Below are 16532 nucleotides of genomic sequence, written 5' to 3'. Positions count from 1 at the left end.
ATGACCAAAATCAACAGCATGATCACCGGAGGCGAGGCCGTCTACCGCGTTCTTAAGGCTAATGGCATCGACACCGTATTCGGCCTGCTGGGCGGGTCGATGCTGGAGCTGTACGACGCGATGCATCAGGGCGGCGAAATCGCCTATGTCGGTGCACGGGATGAGCGCGCGGCGGGCCATATGGCTGACGCCTGGGCGCGGATGACCGGCAAGCCCGGTGTGGTGCTGGGGGCGCAGGCAGGCCCGGGTGTGGTCAATATCGTGACTGCCGTAGCGGAGGCGCAGCTGGCCTATTCGCCGCTGGTGGTGATCGCAGGCGCCATCACCCGGGCCGATCAGGCCAAGGACACCTTTCAGGAGGTCGACCAAGTGGCGCTGTTTGCGCCGGTCTCCAAACGCTCGGTCATGGTCACCGATCCGTCGCGCCTGGCGCCGATGCTGGAGGACGCGATCCGGCTGGCCAATTCGGGCCGCCGCGGGCCGGTGGTGCTGCATGTGCCGCGCGATCTGTTTGCCGCCGAAGTTGCGCCCATAGACCCCAAGCCAGTGAACATCGCCCGCCCGGGGCCTGCGGCGCCGGAAGACATCAGCGCCATTGCGGCCATGCTTTCCACCGCAAAACGTCCGGTAATCTTCGCGGGCGGCGGGTTCAAATGGGGCCAGGGGCGCGAGGCGCTGACTGCCCTGGCCGAAACCCTGGAGGTGCCGGTGGTGGCCTCGACCGGCCATGCCGACGTGATGCGCCACGGCCATCCCTGGTTTGCGGGCCAGGCCGGGCCGCGCGGCAACCACGTGGCCAGCCGCCTGACCAAGGAAGCCGATGTGATGGTGGTGCTGGGCGCGCGGCTGGGTTTCAACTCAACTTTCCACAGCAACGACTATGTCGGCGCGGAGACCCGCATCGCCCATGTGGACATCGACGGCGCTGCCGTGGGCCGCTATTTCCCGGCTGAGATCGCGGTGCAGGCGGATGCCCGGCTGACAGCTGAAGCCTTGACCGCAGCCGCATCGAAACCGGCGGCGGATGAATGGCGTGGGGCCTTCAAGGCCGACATGGCTGGTCTTGCCGCTGAACGCGACGAGGAAGCGCGGATCGCCACCCTGCCGATGCACCCGCGCCGGGCGCTGGCAGAGATCCGCGCTGCGCTGCCGGAGAACGCTATCGTTACGCTGGACACCGGCAACACCTGCTTGCAGGCCGCCGACCGGCTGGCGCATTACGAGCCGTTGAGTCTGATCACACCGCTGGATTTCGGCCTGGTCGGCTTTGGCCTGGCGGCGGCCATCGGCGCCAGGGCCGCAGCACCGGAGCGCCCGGTGGTGGCGGTGATGGGCGACGGTGCCTTGGGTTACACGATGATCGAGATCCAGACCGCCATTCAGCACAGGCTGCCGGTCATAGTGGTGGTTCTGGATAACGAAGCCTGGGGGGCCGAGAAAGCCTATCAGCAGGAATTTTACGGCGGGCGCCTGCTGGGCGCGGAGATCACCTCGCCGCGCTATGACAAGTTTGCCGAGCTGTGCGGGGGCAGGGGCATCTGGGTCGATGGCCCCGGCGAAATGGGCCCGGCGCTGGAGGCGGCGCTGGCCAGCAACGAGACCACCATCATTCAAGGCAAGATTGATCCGGGGGCGCTGATGACCTTGCGCAAGGATCTGTTCAAGGCACCGCAGGAGGACTGAGACCATGACCACCTGGGACACGATCATCATCGGCGCGGGCAACGCGGCCTTTTGCGCCGCCCATGCCGCGCGGGAAAAAGGGGCAAGCGTGCTGATGCTGGAATGCGCGCCCGAGGCGGAAAACGGCGGCAACTCCCGCTTTACCGCAGGCGCCATCCGTTTTGCCTATGACGGGGTGGAGGACATCCGCGCCCTGTGCCCGGACCTGAGTGAAGAGCAGATCGCCATCACTGATTTCGGCACCTACACGCAGGAGCAGTTCTTTGACGACATGTTCCGCGTGACCCGGTTCCGCACCGATCCGGCCTTGTGCGAGCGGCTGGTGACCACCTCGCGCGAGACGATGCACTGGATGCGCGGCAAGGGCATCCGCTTCATGCCGATTTACGGGCGGCAGGCGTTCAAGGTCGACGGAAGGTTCAAGTTCTGGGGCGGGCTGACGCTTGAGGCCTGGGGCGGCGGCCCCGGCCTGGTGGATGCCCACACCAGAATTGCCAGAGAGGCCGGTGTCGAAATCCGCTATGAAACCCGGGCCGTGGAGATCCTGACAGACGGTTATGCGGTGACCGGCGTCAAGGTCCGCCGCAAGGGGGAGCTTCAGGATTTGCGCGCGAAATCCGTGGTGATTGCCTCGGGCGGTTTTCAGGCCAGCCCGGAAATGCGCACCCGCTACCTCGGCCTCGGCTGGGAGATGGCCCGGGTGCGCGGCTCCCGCTTCAACACCGGCGAAGGCATCAGGATGGCGATGGCGGCGGGCGCCTCCACCTATGGCAACTGGTCGGGCTGCCATGCGGTCGGCTGGGACTACAACGCGCCGGAGTTCGGTGATCTGGATGTCGGCGACGGCTTCCAGAAGCATTCCTACCCCTGGGGAGTGATGGTGAACGCCACCGGGCGCCGGTTTGTCGACGAGGGCGCGGATTTCCGCAACTACACCTATGCCAAATACGGCCGGGTGATCCTGAACCAGCCGGACCAGTTCGCCTGGCAGGTATTCGATGCCAAGGTCACCCATCTGCTGCGCGACGAATACCGCATCAAGCGGGTGACCAAGGTGACCGCGCCGACGCTGGAGGAGCTGGCGCAGAAGCTGGAAGGTGTGGACCCGCAGGGCTTTCTCGATGAAATCCGCGCCTATAACGCGGCGGTGGACACCGGCATGCCGTTTGATCCGAACGTCAAGGATGGCCGCGGGACGCGGGGGCTGGCGGTGCCGAAGTCCAATTGGGCCAACACCATCGACGAAGGCCCGTTCGAAGCCTACCAGGTGGGGTGCGGCATCACCTTCACCTTCGGCGGGCTGAGGATCGACCCGGACAGCGCGCAGGTGCTGGACAACGACCTGGCGCCGATCCCCGGCCTGTTTGCGGCGGGCGAACTGGTTGGCGGGGTGTTCTATTTCAACTATCCAGGCGGGACCGGCCTGATAAGCGGATCCGTCTTCGGCCGGCTGGCGGGGACGCATGCCTTTGGCGGATAAGCGGCAGCGGTCAAATGCGCGGCAGCCAGAAGTCCGGCCAGATTCCCGAGGCCTCAATGAATTCTTGCGGTTCCTGCCCGGCAAGCACCCCGTCGCGGGTGACAAGGACTGTCTGCCAGCCAGCAGCGGAGGCGCCCAGGATATCGGTGTGCAGTGTGTCGCCGCACATCACGATGCGGTCCGGCTCCACTTCCGCCAGCGTTTGCGCCGCCAGAGCGTAAACTTCGGGGTACGGTTTGCCGAAGAAGCGCACATCCGTTTGCCCCTGATCCGCCAGCTGGTGGCCGTAGAAGCCGGGTTCCAGCGACAGCCCGCCGCTGCGCGGTGCCACCAGATCGGCGTTGGCGATCACCACCGGGCGGGGTGACTGCTGCAGGCTGGCGCTCAGCATGGCCTGTTTGCCTGCGTTCCATTCTGCGCTCGACAGGAACAGAAAACCGGTTATGATTTCCTCGGGTGCAATTTCAAAACCCAGGGCGCGGAATTTTTCAACCGTCTGCGCCTTGCCGTTGCTGGCTGCATTGGACAGGATGCGGATGGCGCAGCCTGCGGTGCGCAGCTGGCGCAACCGCGCTGCCGCGCCGGGGATCGGTTCGGTGCCGACATTCAGCACGCCAAAGGCATCAAAGACAAAGGCGCTGGCATGCGGCTGCAATTCCAGCAGCGATGCGATGGCCGTGGTGCCCGGTCTTGTCCGGTTTTCCGGCAGCCGGGCGCGCAGGTCCTCATAGCGGGCAAAGACACTGTGAACGGTTTGCATCTCAGCGTTCAGCGGCGGGCAGCCAGTGCAGGCCGTTCTGTAGCAAGAGCCGCTGCACCCGGCCCGGGTAGTCAGTGCAGATCGCGTCGACGCCGAGGCTGATCATGCGTTCGATGTCTTCTGGTTCATTCACGGTCCAGACCATGGTCAGAAGGCCCAGATCGCGCGCAAGGGCAAGGGATTCCGGGGTGATGTCCTCGAAATATGGGCACCAGAACTGGCCGCGGGCATCCGCCACGCGGGACGGCAGATCAAGCGCCGCGCAGCCGGCCACCGGGTTCACCTCCTTGGAGGAGTCCTCGCCCACTTCGCTGTCGTTCTCCGGCAGCTGGGTGAGGAAGGAGGCGGGCATTTCCGGTGCGATGCGCTGGCAATCCGCCAGCAGGTCCCAGTCGAAACTGTGCAGCACGGTGCGGGGCTCCATCCCGGCGGTGCGGACGGCATCAACAACCGATTGGACCAGCGATTGCCGCGCGGCAGTGTCGGCCAGCAGGTCCGGGTCCGATTTGATTTCCAGAAACAGGTGGACGTCCTGATGCGCGGGCTGCTGCAGCAGGGCCAGCAGATCTGCGAGGCGGGGAATGCGCACACCGCTGAGGAACGCCTGGTCCGGGAAGCGCTGGCCATAAGCGGTGCTGCCGTCCAGCCCGCCGGCATCGTACTGCTGCAGCTCCGCCCAGGTGAGGGCGGAAACCTTGGGTTCCGGGCCCTGCAGCCAGTTGCCTGCGGCGTCGCGCACCATGGAGCGGGTCAGGCGGTGGTTGTGGGTGATCACCACCACACCATCGGCTGTGGCGGTGACGTCCAGCTCCAACAGCTTCACACCGGCGGTCAGTGCAAACTTAAAGCCTTCCAGGGTATTTTCCGGCAAGACGCCGCGGGCGCCGCGATGGCCGGCAAGCCGGATCACACCTGGCGCGCCTGAAAAGGCCGGGATCTGGGGGTAAGGCATCAGTCCGCCAATCGTTTGCCGGAGACGGAGTCGAATAGATGGGTTAGCTCCGGTGCGGCAGAGAAGCGGCGGATGCTGCCGATGCCGTCATTGGCGTGGCCCGGGACGCTGGCGGTGATGCTATGCCCGGTGCCGTGCAGGCGTCCGTGAATCAGGGTGCTGGCGCCAAGCTGTTCCAGCATGTCGACCTCGATTGCGAGGGGGCCGTTTTCGTCTTGGTTCAGGTGTTCCGGGCGCAGGCCCAGGGTGGCTGTGCCGGCATGGGTGGACGCAACGGGCAGCAGGCCGCCGCCGGGGAGCGTGGCGTGGCCGGTGCTGATCTCCACCGGCAGAAAGTTCATCGACGGGCTGCCGATGAATCCCGCCACAAACACGGACGCCGGGCGGTCGTAAAGCTCAATCGGGGTGCCGAACTGCTCGACATAGCCGCCGTTCAGCACCATCAGCCGGTCGCCCAGCGTCATCGCCTCCACCTGATCGTGGGTCACATAGATCGAGGTCACACCCAGCCGCTGCTGCAGCTTGCGGATTTCCAGGCGCATCTGCACCCGCAGCTTGGCATCCAGGTTCGAAAGCGGCTCATCGAACAGGAACACCTGCGGGTCGCGCACGATGGCGCGGCCCATGGCCACCCGCTGGCGCTGGCCGCCGGACAGCTGGCGCGGTTTGCGGTCGAGGTACTGCTTGATCTCCAGGATCTCGGCGGCTTCTTCGACGCGGCGGTCGATCTCGTCCTTGGGCAGTTTGCGGATCTTCAGGCCGTAAGCCATGTTCTGGCGCACCGACATATGCGGGTAGAGCGCGTAGTTCTGGAACACCATGGCGATATCGCGCGCCGAGGGTTCCAGCTCGTTCACCCGGCGGCCGCCAATCGCGATCTCGCCGGAAGTGACGCTCTCCAGGCCCGCCACCATGCGCAGCAGTGTGGACTTGCCGCAGCCGGAAGGGCCGACGATGACGATGAATTCGCCATCCTTGATGTCGCCTTCGATATGGTGGAGCACCTCGGTCGGCCCGTAGGATTTCACCAGGTCTTTGAGTTGAATTTCAGCCATCAGTCAGGCGCCTTACTTATCGGTTTCCGTCAAGCCCTGCACAAAGAGCTTTTGCATTGCGATGACCACGAACACCGGCGGGATCATCGCCAGCAGGGCTGTAGTCATGATGATGTTCCATTGCGGGCTCTGCTCGGCCGCTTCCAGCATCTGCTTGATCGACATCACGATGGTGGTCATCGAGGTGTCGGTGGTGATCAGCAGCGGCCAGAGGTACTGGTTCCAGCCGAAGATGAAGAGGATCACGAACAGCGCCGCGATATTGGTGCGCGACAAGGGCAGCAGGATGTCGAAGAAGAACCGCAGCGGCCCGGCGCCGTCGATGCGGGCGCTTTCCAGCAGCTCATCCGGCACTGTCAGGAACACCTGGCGGAACATGAACGTCGCCGTGGCCGAGGCGATCAGCGGAATCGACAGGCCCCAGTAGCTGTTCAGCATGCCAAGGTTCGCGACGACCTCGAAGGTGGGCAGGATCCGCACCTCGACCGGCAGCATCAGGGTGATGAAGATCATCCAGAAAAAACCCATGCGGAACGGGAACTTGAAGTAGACGATGGCAAAGGCCGACAGCAGCGAAATGGCAATCTTGCCGGTGGAGATCATCAGCGCCATCGCCAATGAGTTCAGCAGCATCAGCCAAACCGGCGCGGATTCGGTGCCGCTGAGGCCGGAGCCGAACAGGGTCTGCTTCATGTTCACCAGGAAGTAGTCGCCGGGCCACAGCGGCAGCGGCGCCTGGTTCATGCGCAGCTCGTCATGGGTGGAGGCCACAAAGGTGATCCAGACCGGCAGCGCGATGGCAATGACGCCGAGGATCAGCACCAGATGGGTGAGGAAAGCGGTGAGGGGGCGGTTTTCGACCATCAGTATGCCACCTTTCTTTCAACGAAGCGGAACTGGACCACGGTCATGGCTATGACCAGCACCATCAGAACCACGGATTGCGCGGCGGAGCCGCCGAGGTCGAGGCCGACAAAGCCGTCGTTGAACACTTTGTAGACCAGGATGGTGGTGGAGGTGCCCGGGCCGCCCTGGGTCACGGCGTGGATGATGCCGAAGGTCTCGAAGAAGGCGTAGACCATGTTGATCACCAGCAGGAAGAACGTGGTGGGCGAGATCAGCGGGAAGATGATGGTCCAGAACCGCCGTGCCGGGCCTGCACCGTCGATTGCGGCGGCCTCGATCACGGAATTGGGGATCGACTGCATGGCGGCGAGGTAGAACAGGAAGTTATAGGCGACCTGCTTCCACGCGGCGGCCAGGATCACCAGCGCCATCGCCTGGGGGCCGTTCAGGTAGTGGTTCCAGGTAATGCCTGCAAATTCCAGGAAATAGGGAAAGATGCCCAGGGTCGGATTGAACATGAACACCCACAGCGCGCCTGCCAGAACCGGCGCCACCGCATAGGGCCAGATCAGCATGGTGCGGTAGAACATTGCGCCGCGCACCACCCGCTGGGCAAAGCCCGCGAGGATCAGGGCAAAGCCCATCGACAGCGCCGCAACCAGAACCGAGAACACAGCGGTGCGCTGGAAACTGGCCAGGTAGTGGTGGTCGGTTGCAAGGATCTGGAAGTTCTCGAACCAGACAAACTCTGTGCCAAGGCCGAAGGCGTCTTCGATCAGAAAGGACTGATACATGGCCTGGCTGGCCGGCCAGATGAAAAAGACCAGGGTGATGACAATCTGCGGTGCGACCAGCAGATAGGGCAGCACCGAGGCCGGGAAATGCACCCGTTTGAGCATGTGGGACCCCAATCAGGAAATGGCCCTGCCATCCGGGAAAGGGGATGGCAGGGCCGTGTTGTTCGGAATGGATTACTTGGCAGTGCGCTCGAACTTGCGCAGCAGGTCGTTGCCCCGCTCAACCGCTGCATCCAGCGCTTCCTGTGCGGTCTTTTCACCGCCCCAAAGCGCTTCCATCTCTTCGTTGATCACGTCGCGCACCTGCACAAAGTTGCCATAGCGCAGACCGCGGCTGTTGGCGGTCGGGGTGTTCAGGCTCAGCTGCTTGATGGCCGTATCGGTGCCCGGGTTGCTGTCGTAGAAACCTTGTTCCTTGGACAGTTCGTAGGCCGCAGTGGTGATCGGCACATAGCCGGTTTCCTGATGCCACCACGCCTGCACCTCGGGAGAGGACAGGTAGCTGAGGAACTTGGCTGTGCCCTTGTATTCCGCCTCTTCATGGCCCGCGAGAACCCACAAGGTGGCGCCGCCGATGATTGAGTTCTGCGGCGCGTCGGCGATCTTGGTGTCGAGCGGCAGCATGGCCTGGCCGAATTCGAACCCGGCTTGCGAGGAGATCGAGCCGTAATAGGCGGAGGAGTTCATCCACATGCCGCATTCGCCGTTGGTGAACATCGGCAGGCTGTCGCCGCGGCGGCCGCCGTAGACGAACAGGCCGTCCTTGCCCATGGAGGCGACGTCATCCAGACGGGCCGCAACGCTGGCATTGTTGAAGGTGAGTTCGGTGTCGAAACCGGCAAAGCCGTTTTCCTTGGTGCCGGTGGGCAGGTTGTGCCAGGCCGAGAAGTTCTCGATCATCACCCAGGACTGCCAGCCGAAGGAAACGCCGCATTTCATGCCGTTATCGACCAGCTTCTGCGAGGCGGTCCTGACTTCGTCCCAGGTGGTCGGAACTTCGGCGCCTGCTGCGTCCAGCGCGTCCTTGTTGTACCACAGGACCGGGGTGGAGCTGTTGAAGGGCATCGACAGCAGCTCGCCTTCGGGGGTCTCATAGTATGAGACAACGGCAGGAAGGAAAGCGTCGCCGTCGAACGGTTCGCCTGCATCCTTCATCAGCTGCTCAACAGGGTAAATGGCGCCTTTGGCAGACATCATGGTGGCGGTTCCGACCTCGAAGACCTGCACAATCTGCGGGTGTTCCTTGGCGCGGAAGGCGGCAATCGCCGCAGTCATGGTTTCGGTGTAGTTGCCCTTGTAGACGGGAACCACCTTGTACTCGTCTTGGGTTGCGTTGAAGTCTTCGGCGATCTTGTTGACGCGTTCGCCATTGGTGCCGCCCATGGCGTGCCACCACTGAATCTCGGTTTCTGCAAATGCGGTGCTGCCAGCAACGGCCAGAACAGCCGAGGCGCAGAGCAAGGATTTAATGGACATGAGCTTCTCTCCCAAAGTTGGCTCTGCAAATACCTTTTGTCCGGGCAAGAAAATAATTCAAGCAAAAGTTTTTTGACAAGATTCATAACATAATGTTATGCGAGGCTGTCATGATTTCATTGAGAAGGCGGCTAACCCCTTGAAATTCAAACTCCGCCAGCTTGAGGCTTTTCAGGCCGTTGCCCGCACCGGCTCTGTCACCCGGGCCGCCGAGACATTGGGTATATCCCAGCCTGCCGCTAGCCGGCTGCTGTCGGATTTTTCGAAATCCGTGGCGGTGGAGCTGTTCACCCGCAAGGACGGAGTGCTGATTCCCACTTCTGAGGCGCGGTATCTGCTGTCCGAGGTGGGGCGGGTTTTCGACAGTCTGAACCATCTGGAAGAACTCAACCGTGACTTGACTGAGCGCACCGCCGGGCACCTGCGCATCGCCTGCCTGCCCGGCTTTGCGACGGCGCTTTTGCCCAAGCTTCTGGCGGGTTTCCTGGAGCACCGCCCGGGCGTGCGGCTGACGCTGGAACCGGACCGGCCGGAGCGGATTCTGGAGTGGATCATCGGCGAGCAGTACGACTGCGGCATCACCGACGGCTTTGCCTCGCACCCGGCGGTGGAGAATATCGACATCCCGATCCGCACTGTCTGTGTGCTGCCCAAGGGGGATCCGCTGGCGGAGCGGGAAGTGCTGACGCCGCGGGACCTGCAGGATTGCAAGATCATCCATACCCGGCGTGACAGCCCGTTTTTCCGCAAGCTGCACAAGTCGTTCTTTGAAGAGGGGGTGGAGCTGAACAGCTGGATCGAGGTGCGCCAGTTTTCCACCGCCTGCATCATCATCAATCAGGGGCAGGGGGCTTCGGTTGTCAGCGCCCTGGATGCGGAGCAGTTCCGGGGTCAGGATATCGCAATTGTCCCCTTTAAGCCCGAACTGCACCACCGGCTGTCGATCCTGCGTCCGGTGTCAGGCAGCCGGTCGCTGCTGGCGCTGGATTTTCTCGACGCCTTCATCGAGGCGCTGCAGCCGTTCCGCGCCGATCTGGGCTGACGCTGACCGGGACAGGCTTATCTGATGTCGAAGACCGCGACGGCCAGGGGGGCAGACCCGGTCAGATCTCCGGTGAGGCCGGTGAAAACATCCTGGGCCAGACGCCCGTCGCGGCTGCGGATTTGCTGCAGCGGGCTGGTGCTGCCAATCGCAATCAGCATCTGCGCCGTGTCGCGGACCGGGCCGGCCAATGTCACCGGCACGTCGAAACGGGTGACATTGCCTGTCTGCGACAGGAAGCGCTGAAGGTCCTGGACCACGCCGTTGTTGTCCACCAGCAAAAGCGCAACGTATTTTCCCGCAGTGCCGCGCAGCGCGCCGGTGAGACGCCCGCCGCTGGCGACACTGCCGGAGTCCAGCCGGAGCCCCAGCCGGGTTGCCGGGTAATCACGGTTGCGGCGGACGTATTCAGCTGCCGGGCATTGGCGCGGGTCCAGCAGCGTCCGGGTCTGGCGCAGGGCGCTGTCGTCTTCACTCAAGACTGACCGGGTGAACTGCCCGAAGGCGGCATCACGGGCGGCAAGCATTTCCAGGCCGGCGCGGTCCTTGCCGTCCCTGCGGGGCAAGGCCAGCAGGCAGTCCGGCCCGCCGTTCGCCCGGATACGGGCAATCAGCTCCTTTACCGCAAGGTCCTGCGCGCGGGGCGGCGGAGGGGTGTTCGCCGCGGCTGGCTTTGCCGGGGTGCCGGAGGTTCCGCCCGGCAAGGCCGCCAGCGGCTGGAGGGTGGTGATATTTCCATTTGCGGCGGCAGCTGACACAGCGGGGCCGCTGGCGGCGACGGGGGCAAGGGTTTCCGGCACCAGCGGACTGATCTCTGTCGGCAGAAGGGGCGAAGCGGCCTCGGTTTCAATGGCAGGGGCGGCAGTTTGCGGGCCCGGGGATTGCCGGACCGGCGGAACCGCGGAGACCCGGGGGGCGGATGCTTCGTCACCGGCGGGCTCTGCCCGCTCAGAGCTGTCGCCCGGTGCCGTTATCAGCGCTGGCGACAGGGGGCCACTCTTGGGCTGGATCTCGGCACCTGCCATCCCGTCCTGCAGTGATAGGCCGGCCAGCGTGTCGGTCTCCAGCCGCTGCAGGGTGACGCGGATCTCCGGGGCTGCGGTCTGCGGTGCGAAGCGGCCGAGGAGAGGCTGCAGGCCGGCCAGCAGAAGCGCGCCCAGTGCCGCGTGAATGGACAAAGAGCTGCAGGCGGCGGCAAGCCAGCCCCTGCTGGCGGAACTGCCATAGGGGAGGGTGCTCATGAACCGGCCTGCCTGTGGCGGGTGACCAGCTGGATGTCCAGATCCGAAAACGGCGGCCGTGCAAGCAGTTGCAGCAGGTCCAGCGCCGGGGCGGTGCTGTCGGACAGCACATGCAGAACCTGGTCCGCGGGCAGGGCGGCCTGCAAGGCGGCGGCCGTAACCGCGGTGCCGTCGAGACGCAAACTGCCGTTCGGTCCGATCTCCAGAAGCGGGCTGGGAAGATGCCCGGACGGCAATTCCTGGGTTGCAGGCAGCTGAACCTGGGTGTCCGGCGCGGGCACCAGGGACCCGGTGACCAGGAAGAAGAACAGCAGCAGCAGCACGATATTGACGATGGCAAGCGAGGTGCCGGGTGTGCGCAGGGCCTTATGCGGCGGCAGCAGGGATCGCCGGGACAGCATCTTCAGCCGGCTCCTGCACTGAGCTGGACCGAAGCAATCCCGGCCACGCGCAGCTGTTCAAGCACGGTGGTCAGGTCCTGCACCCGGGCCGAGGGCTTCACGATGACCACAACGGCTGCCTCGGGGTTGTCCTCGCGCAAGCTGCGGGCAAGGCCGGGCAAGGCGTCAAAGGTGAACTCCTGCCCTTGCACCCGCAGCTTTCCGGCCTCCAGGTTCCATAAGGCTGTGCCGCCGGGGACTGGTGCCTGCGGGGGCTCTGCGCCGGCAGCGGATTGCGCCGCGCCGGGCTGGCGGTCAGAAACCGGACCGCTGCTGTGCAGGGGCAGAATGGAATAGGGGGTCAGGCTGGAAGACAGCATGAAGAAGATCAGCAGCTGAAACATGATGTCCGCCAAGGGCGTGAGGGCAAATGCCTTGCGCTGCCGGGGCGCGGGAAGGCCGAGCCGGCTGGTTTGCATCAGGTCCGGGCCTGCGCGTTTGCTGTCTGGCCGACCCGGCCATGCAGGGCTGCCGAGACCAGAATCTCGATCAGGTTCCGCTCCCGCTCGATCCGGGCGTCCAGCCAATTGGCAAGGAAATAGGCCACCAAGGCGATCGCCAGCCCCGCCGCGGTGGTGGTGAGCGCGGTCCAGATACCGGTTGCCAGCGCGGCCGGATCCGCGGCGGACTGCGACTGTGCCAGCACCGAGAAGGCATCAATCATGCCGATCACTGTGCCAAGCAGCCCCAGCATGGGCGCCGCCTGCACTGCCAGTTCCAGGGCACGCATCCGGTCCGATAGGGTGGCCAGTTCGGCAATCGCCGTCTGCCGCCCCAATTCCTCGGCATAGGCCGTTTCACCGGGGCGGGCCTGCAGGCCGGTGAACACGGCATGCAGAACCCTGGACAGCACCGACTTGCGCGCAGCGGCCTGCTGCATCGCGGCTTCGGCCTGGCCGGAAAGCCAGGTGTCGATGATTTTCTCGGCTATGCTGCGTTTGCCCACGCCCAGGCGGGAGAACTGGAGCAGCTTGAAGAAGAAGACCGACAGCACCGTGAAGGACATCAGGAACAGTGCGGCAAAGACTGTCAGCGTGAAGGGATCAAACAAATCGCCCCGGAAACCGGTCATGAAAACACTCCTTGGCTGGCCGCAGGCGGCGCGCCGTTAAACGAATGGCGGCGGGTGTCAGATGCCGAACTGGATGGGCGTACGGGAGCTGGCCGCGAGATTGGACATGCACAGCGGGCTTTCGCTGCCGTCGCTGGCGGTGCAGGCCGGGGCGTCGTTGACGACAATCCGTGAAATCGCGCCGCAGGGCGTGCCTGCCAGGTCAAATTGCAGAACCTTGGTTTTGCCTTCCACCAGAGCGCCGAATTCCAGAACCAGCAGCCGGCTGACCACGCCTTCGCCGTCAAACAGGGCGATCTGGTAGGACGCGCGTTCCAGTGCGGTGCCGGACTGGTTCGCGGCAACATAGGTCAGGCGGCAGTCGCCGGCTTCTGTTTCCGTGACGGCGTTCAGATCAAGCTGAAACTGATCGGTTTCCTCGGCAGTCAGGGCTGCGCCCTGGGCCAGAAAGGCAGCGGCGGCAAGTGCCCCCGGTTTAAGAGCAGAACAAAAGCGCATTTTTCCTCAACGGGTCTGGTCATCAAATCGCGGCTATATGGGTGCTAAATCGCGGCACAGGTCAACCGGGAAAATTAGATTGAAAAAACCCGTTATGGCCGAGTCAGCGGAAGACCCCGATGAAGAAACCCGGAAGCGCGGACTGCGAGTCCCGGCGATTGAGCTGCGGCGGCAGTGAAACCGCTGCCGGCTGGGCCCCGGCCACTGTGAAGGTGTCAGGCGGTGCGGCCTGCGCTTGCCTGCTCAAAGGCTGCGGATGCGGGTCCTGAGTTGCAGGGCGGGGCGCAAGCACGGCCGTTTCCCGCTGCTGCGGAGCTGAACCCGAGGCCCGCGGCGCGGCAGGTGCAGCGCAGCAGCCGGACGGAACTGCGGGTTTGCTGGCGGCAGGCTGCACTGCCTGCACAGAAACGGGTATGGCAGGAGTGCCGGGCAGAACCGCCGCTGCAGCGGCATTGGCGTCACGCCGCACAGCAGGTGCAGGCTGCACCTTTGGCGCCAGGGAGGTCAGGCTCCGCTGGCTGGAGGCCGCATCGTGGCTGAGAACCAATGCAACCCCTGCGGCAACTGAAAGACAAACAAGGCCTGCGCCTATCGCAAAATACCGTACCATGGCGGCCACTTTAGGCATGCTGCCGTGCAGCGCCAGCGGTTTCTGCGGCCGGTCTCCGCTCCAGGTCAAAAAATGTTGCGCATATCCCACTTTCGCCGCCGCGCGGATGCGCCTACGGTATGGGAGAACTGAAAATTTCCAACGATCCTATAGCGATGCGACTCATCCTGCTCACCTGTCTTGCCGTCAGTCTGACCGCCGTGCGGCCTGCCAGGGCGGCGTTTACCGTCTGCAATCAGACCTTGGATGTTGCCAATCTGGCGCTTGGAGTCTCTGAGGGTGATGCTTTTGAAACCCTGGGCTGGTGGGTTGTCGGACCAAATCAATGCGCTGATCTGATCACCCGCAAGTTGCGGTCACGATATATCTATGTCTTTGCGAAAGACGTGTTCGGACGGGTGCTGCTGGAAGGAGCGACCCCGATGTGCGTGGATGCAGGGCGGTTCCAAATCCGTGGCGAGTCGGATTGCCTGGTCCGGGGCTACACCGGCGCGCGGTTTCATGAAGTGGACACGCAGCAGGCGGACAGCTGGACATTTTTCCTGCGCTCAGGGGCGCAATAGGCGGATATTCTGCTCCAAAGTGTTCTCCCTTTAAGGTATGAAACCGGTATTGATTTCCGCGTTCAGGTTGAAAATTTTGCGGCCTTTTCCTCTCTCCCTGGCCCGCCGGGCCGCCTTAGCCCTGTTTGCAGCTGCTGGTCTTGGTTGCGGTGCAGCCGCGGCGCAGGACTGGCGCGGGCTGGTGATTGGCGACACTGGCGGCGGTGCGGCAAGGGCCTTTGCCGATGCGTATTATGCAGCGGAGGCTGTCCAGGGCTGGAGCGGCGAAGCGCCGGTTCTGCTGCGCAATGCGGCGCACAAGGAAGCGGCGGAAGCGCTGGACCGGCTGCAAGGGGCGGAACGGCTGGTGCTTTATTATGCGGGTCCGGTGCAGCCGGATGGCGGTATGGTTGCGGACGGCCGCGGGCTGGCGCTGGAAGCCCGGCTTGAACCGCTGGCAGCAGCGGGGCTGTCGCATCTGCTGCTGCTGGTCGAGAATTGCGCCGGCACCGCAGGGAATGCCGCGGCGCTGCCGGACCTGTCTGTCGAAGCTGCAAAGGCAGGGGTCATGCTGACTCTGGCCGCCAGTGCCGGAGCAGGTGAGGCCTGCCCCGCGACGGCCGCTGGCGGGCGGCTGAGTGATGCGATGAAGACGGCAGCCAAGGCGAAGGACGCTGCCGCCACGGATATCTTGCAGGCTTTTCTGCGCAATGGCTCCGGGCAGATGCTGCCGGGTTTGGACAGCGCGAAGGCCGTCGGAAACCCGGCACGGCGCGAGCAGGTGCCAGAGGCGGATACGGTTTGGCTGATGCCCGCCCGGACGCAGGCGCCGGTCCGTCCGGTTGCTGCGGTCCAGTCTGTTTCCGTGCCGGCAAGCGGCCTGCGGGGGACCGGCGCAGCCGTAACACCACAGGCGCCGCAGTTTGCTGCCCTGCCGCGGGCGGAGGGATTGCCGCAGCCCTCTGTCATCGTTGGGCTGATTGAGGGTGCGGGCGGTGCGGATTTCGCGGCGGCGCAGGACCCGGCGGACCTGCAGGGCAGTGAAATTGCATATGACAACCTGGCAGCACGGCAGCGTCTGCGCAGCAGCGATCCGGAATTGTTCGGCAGTCTGGTTGCTGCCGGCGCGTTCGATCCGCCGGCACCGCTGCTGACGCAGGCGCTGCAAAGCGAATTGGCCCGCATGGGGTGCTATACCAGCCGGATTGACGGCGATTGGGGACGCGGGTCGCAAGCCGCAGCGCGCCGGTATTTCGGGGCGGCAGGCGGGGGCAGCCCCGCCAATCCGGAGGCGACGGCAGAGCTGTTCCGCCTGATTATCAGCCAGGATGACGTTGCCTGTGCCCGCCCGGTGGCCGCAGCCGCGCGCGCAAACGGCAGCAGCAGCGGCAGCCGGCCGGCCCAAGTGCGGCGGGCAGCGCCTGCACAGGCACCGTCAAATCAGCCGACCCAGACCATCACGCCCGGGTCTGCCCTGGGCGGCGTGTTCCGCTAGGCAGGCAGCGATGGGTATCCGGGTTGATCCGGTCTTTCAGAGGGCGAAAGCCAAGGCGGCGGCCAGACGGCGGCGGCGGCTTCTGGCCAGGCTGAGCGCGGGCGGCGCCGCGCTGGCGGCTGCCGCCGCAGCAGGTGTGTTCTGGGCGCTGAACCGCGGGATAGAGGAAGACGCCCGCCTGACCATGATGCCGCAGAGCGAAGCTGCAGTGGCGGCACCGGCCCGGCGGCAGGCGCAAAACCGGGCCATGCTGAATCTGCGCCGCGCACCGATGCTGCTGCGCCTCAGGGAGGAGGGGCAGGGCGGCAGCCGCCGGTCGCTGCCGGGGCCGCCGGATTTTCTGCCAAGGCGTGCGGGCCCGCCCGGTCCGGCCCGGTTGTCGGTTGTTCAGGATGATCTGTTTGCCGCCGGGCAGAAGCTGGTGGTGCATCTGCCGTCGGAGCGCGATGACTTTGCCCTGTTCCAGGCCCATCGCCGGGGGGCGCTGCCTGCGGCGGAGGGACCGGGCGAGGCCCGGCAGGGCGCAGACGCCTTGGCCGGGCG

Annotated in this window: 17 protein-coding genes; 6 read left to right on the top strand and 11 right to left on the bottom strand. The window is 64.6% G+C overall.

The features are described 5' to 3' along the window. Both A9D60_RS17440 and tcuA read left to right on the top strand, forming a co-directional pair. The gene (locus A9D60_RS17440) at positions 1-1683 is read left to right on the top strand and encodes a thiamine pyrophosphate-binding protein (RefSeq protein WP_065268763.1); all 1683 of its coding nucleotides are present in this window, start codon (positions 1-3) and stop codon (positions 1681-1683) included. A 4-nt stretch (positions 1684-1687) separates the two neighbouring features. After that, a complete protein-coding gene (gene tcuA, locus A9D60_RS17435; protein WP_065268762.1) occupies positions 1688-3163 on the top strand; it encodes an FAD-dependent tricarballylate dehydrogenase TcuA in 1476 nt (491 codons plus the stop codon). Positions 3164-3173: 10 nt separating this feature from the next. Here the strand turns inward: tcuA and A9D60_RS17430 are convergent, their stop codons facing one another. From A9D60_RS17430 to ugpB, 6 genes are all read right to left on the bottom strand, one after another. Next, positions 3174-3923: an HAD-IIA family hydrolase gene (locus A9D60_RS17430; protein WP_065268761.1), complete on the bottom strand. Its 750-nt coding sequence runs from the start codon at positions 3921-3923 to the stop codon at positions 3174-3176. 1 nt (position 3924) lies between these two features. Next, positions 3925-4875, bottom strand: coding sequence for a glycerophosphodiester phosphodiesterase family protein (locus tag A9D60_RS17425; RefSeq protein ID WP_065268760.1), 951 nt, complete (start codon positions 4873-4875; stop codon positions 3925-3927). Then, positions 4875-5930, bottom strand: coding sequence for a sn-glycerol-3-phosphate import ATP-binding protein UgpC (locus tag A9D60_RS17420; RefSeq protein WP_065268759.1), 1056 nt, complete (start codon positions 5928-5930; stop codon positions 4875-4877). The genes A9D60_RS17425 and A9D60_RS17420 overlap by 1 nt, the downstream gene beginning before the upstream one ends. A gap of 12 nt (positions 5931-5942) precedes the next feature. Further along, on the bottom strand, positions 5943-6794 hold the full coding sequence (gene ugpE, locus A9D60_RS17415) for a sn-glycerol-3-phosphate ABC transporter permease UgpE (RefSeq protein ID WP_065268758.1): 852 nt from the start codon (positions 6792-6794) through the stop codon (positions 5943-5945). Continuing rightward, positions 6794-7675, bottom strand: a complete 882-nt coding sequence (ugpA, locus tag A9D60_RS17410) for a sn-glycerol-3-phosphate ABC transporter permease UgpA (RefSeq protein ID WP_065268757.1) — start codon at positions 7673-7675, stop codon at positions 6794-6796. The genes ugpE and ugpA overlap by 1 nt, the downstream gene beginning before the upstream one ends. Before the next feature lie 72 nt (positions 7676-7747). Continuing rightward, entirely contained in the window at positions 7748-9049 is a 1302-nt protein-coding gene (ugpB, locus tag A9D60_RS17405) for a sn-glycerol-3-phosphate ABC transporter substrate-binding protein UgpB (protein WP_065268756.1), read from the bottom strand. A 139-nt stretch (positions 9050-9188) separates the two neighbouring features. Here ugpB and A9D60_RS17400 point away from each other — a divergent pair, with 139 nt between their 5' ends. After that, positions 9189-10091, top strand: a complete 903-nt coding sequence (locus A9D60_RS17400) for a LysR substrate-binding domain-containing protein (RefSeq protein ID WP_083194248.1) — start codon at positions 9189-9191, stop codon at positions 10089-10091. 17 nt (positions 10092-10108) lie between these two features. Here A9D60_RS17400 and A9D60_RS17395 read toward each other — a convergent pair whose 3' ends face one another. From A9D60_RS17395 to A9D60_RS17375, 5 genes are read right to left on the bottom strand one after another with little or no spacing between them, the layout of a single operon-like run. Continuing rightward, the gene (locus tag A9D60_RS17395; RefSeq protein ID WP_065268754.1) at positions 10109-11332 is read right to left on the bottom strand and encodes a hypothetical protein; all 1224 of its coding nucleotides are present in this window, start codon (positions 11330-11332) and stop codon (positions 10109-10111) included. After that, positions 11329-11733 carry a biopolymer transporter ExbD gene (locus A9D60_RS17390; RefSeq protein WP_065268753.1) on the bottom strand — a complete coding sequence of 135 codons (405 nt, stop codon included), beginning with the start codon at positions 11731-11733 and terminating at the stop codon, positions 11329-11331. Before A9D60_RS17390 ends, A9D60_RS17395 begins: the two co-directional genes overlap by 4 nt. A gap of 2 nt (positions 11734-11735) precedes the next feature. Further along, a complete protein-coding gene (locus A9D60_RS17385; RefSeq protein ID WP_065268752.1) occupies positions 11736-12191 on the bottom strand; it encodes an ExbD/TolR family protein in 456 nt (151 codons plus the stop codon). Beyond that, the gene (locus A9D60_RS17380; RefSeq protein WP_254656723.1) at positions 12191-12844 is read right to left on the bottom strand and encodes a MotA/TolQ/ExbB proton channel family protein; all 654 of its coding nucleotides are present in this window, start codon (positions 12842-12844) and stop codon (positions 12191-12193) included. The genes A9D60_RS17385 and A9D60_RS17380 overlap by 1 nt, the downstream gene beginning before the upstream one ends. Before the next feature lie 57 nt (positions 12845-12901). Next, positions 12902-13342, bottom strand: coding sequence for a hypothetical protein (locus A9D60_RS17375; protein WP_065268751.1), 441 nt, complete (start codon positions 13340-13342; stop codon positions 12902-12904). Between the two features lie 765 nt (positions 13343-14107). Between A9D60_RS17375 and A9D60_RS17365 the strand changes: the two genes are divergently transcribed. The 3 genes from A9D60_RS17365 to A9D60_RS17355 form a co-directional block, all read left to right on the top strand. Then, entirely contained in the window at positions 14108-14515 is a 408-nt protein-coding gene (locus A9D60_RS17365) for a DUF1036 domain-containing protein (protein WP_065268749.1), read from the top strand. A 76-nt stretch (positions 14516-14591) separates the two neighbouring features. Further along, the gene (locus A9D60_RS17360; protein ID WP_141117955.1) at positions 14592-15989 is read left to right on the top strand and encodes a hypothetical protein; all 1398 of its coding nucleotides are present in this window, start codon (positions 14592-14594) and stop codon (positions 15987-15989) included. 10 nt (positions 15990-15999) lie between these two features. Continuing rightward, the coding region (locus A9D60_RS17355; protein ID WP_141117954.1) for a hypothetical protein at positions 16000-16532 on the top strand (533 nt) is incomplete at its 3' end.

This window comes from Leisingera sp. JC1 (genome assembly GCF_001679925.1).
Taxonomy (GTDB): domain Bacteria; phylum Pseudomonadota; class Alphaproteobacteria; order Rhodobacterales; family Rhodobacteraceae; genus Leisingera.
This window is presented reverse-complemented; position numbering and strand designations above follow the sequence as displayed.

What these genes read in the sequence shown, in the direction of transcription:
- A9D60_RS17425 (WP_065268760.1), bottom strand. Translation starts at nt 4,875, where the DNA reads ATGCCTTACCCCCAGATCCCGGCCTTTTCAGGCGCGCCAGGTGTGATC.
- A9D60_RS17390 (WP_065268753.1), bottom strand. Translation starts at nt 11,733, where the DNA reads ATGCTGTCCCGGCGATCCCTGCTGCCGCCGCATAAGGCCCTGCGCACA.
- A9D60_RS17385 (WP_065268752.1), bottom strand. Translation starts at nt 12,191, where the DNA reads ATGCAAACCAGCCGGCTCGGCCTTCCCGCGCCCCGGCAGCGCAAGGCA.
- ugpE (WP_065268758.1), bottom strand. Translation starts at nt 6,794, where the DNA reads ATGGTCGAAAACCGCCCCCTCACCGCTTTCCTCACCCATCTGGTGCTG.
- A9D60_RS17375 (WP_065268751.1), bottom strand. Translation starts at nt 13,342, where the DNA reads ATGCGCTTTTGTTCTGCTCTTAAACCGGGGGCACTTGCCGCCGCTGCC.
- A9D60_RS17430 (WP_065268761.1), bottom strand. Translation starts at nt 3,923, where the DNA reads ATGCAAACCGTTCACAGTGTCTTTGCCCGCTATGAGGACCTGCGCGCC.
- A9D60_RS17420 (WP_065268759.1), bottom strand. Translation starts at nt 5,930, where the DNA reads ATGGCTGAAATTCAACTCAAAGACCTGGTGAAATCCTACGGGCCGACC.
- ugpA (WP_065268757.1), bottom strand. Translation starts at nt 7,675, where the DNA reads ATGCTCAAACGGGTGCATTTCCCGGCCTCGGTGCTGCCCTATCTGCTG.
- tcuA (WP_065268762.1), top strand. Translation starts at nt 1,688, where the DNA reads ATGACCACCTGGGACACGATCATCATCGGCGCGGGCAACGCGGCCTTT.
- ugpB (WP_065268756.1), bottom strand. Translation starts at nt 9,049, where the DNA reads ATGTCCATTAAATCCTTGCTCTGCGCCTCGGCTGTTCTGGCCGTTGCT.
- A9D60_RS17380 (WP_254656723.1), bottom strand. Translation starts at nt 12,844, where the DNA reads ATGACCGGTTTCCGGGGCGATTTGTTTGATCCCTTCACGCTGACAGTC.
- A9D60_RS17365 (WP_065268749.1), top strand. Translation starts at nt 14,108, where the DNA reads ATGCGACTCATCCTGCTCACCTGTCTTGCCGTCAGTCTGACCGCCGTG.
- A9D60_RS17395 (WP_065268754.1), bottom strand. Translation starts at nt 11,332, where the DNA reads ATGAGCACCCTCCCCTATGGCAGTTCCGCCAGCAGGGGCTGGCTTGCC.
- A9D60_RS17440 (WP_065268763.1), top strand. Translation starts at nt 1, where the DNA reads ATGACCAAAATCAACAGCATGATCACCGGAGGCGAGGCCGTCTACCGC.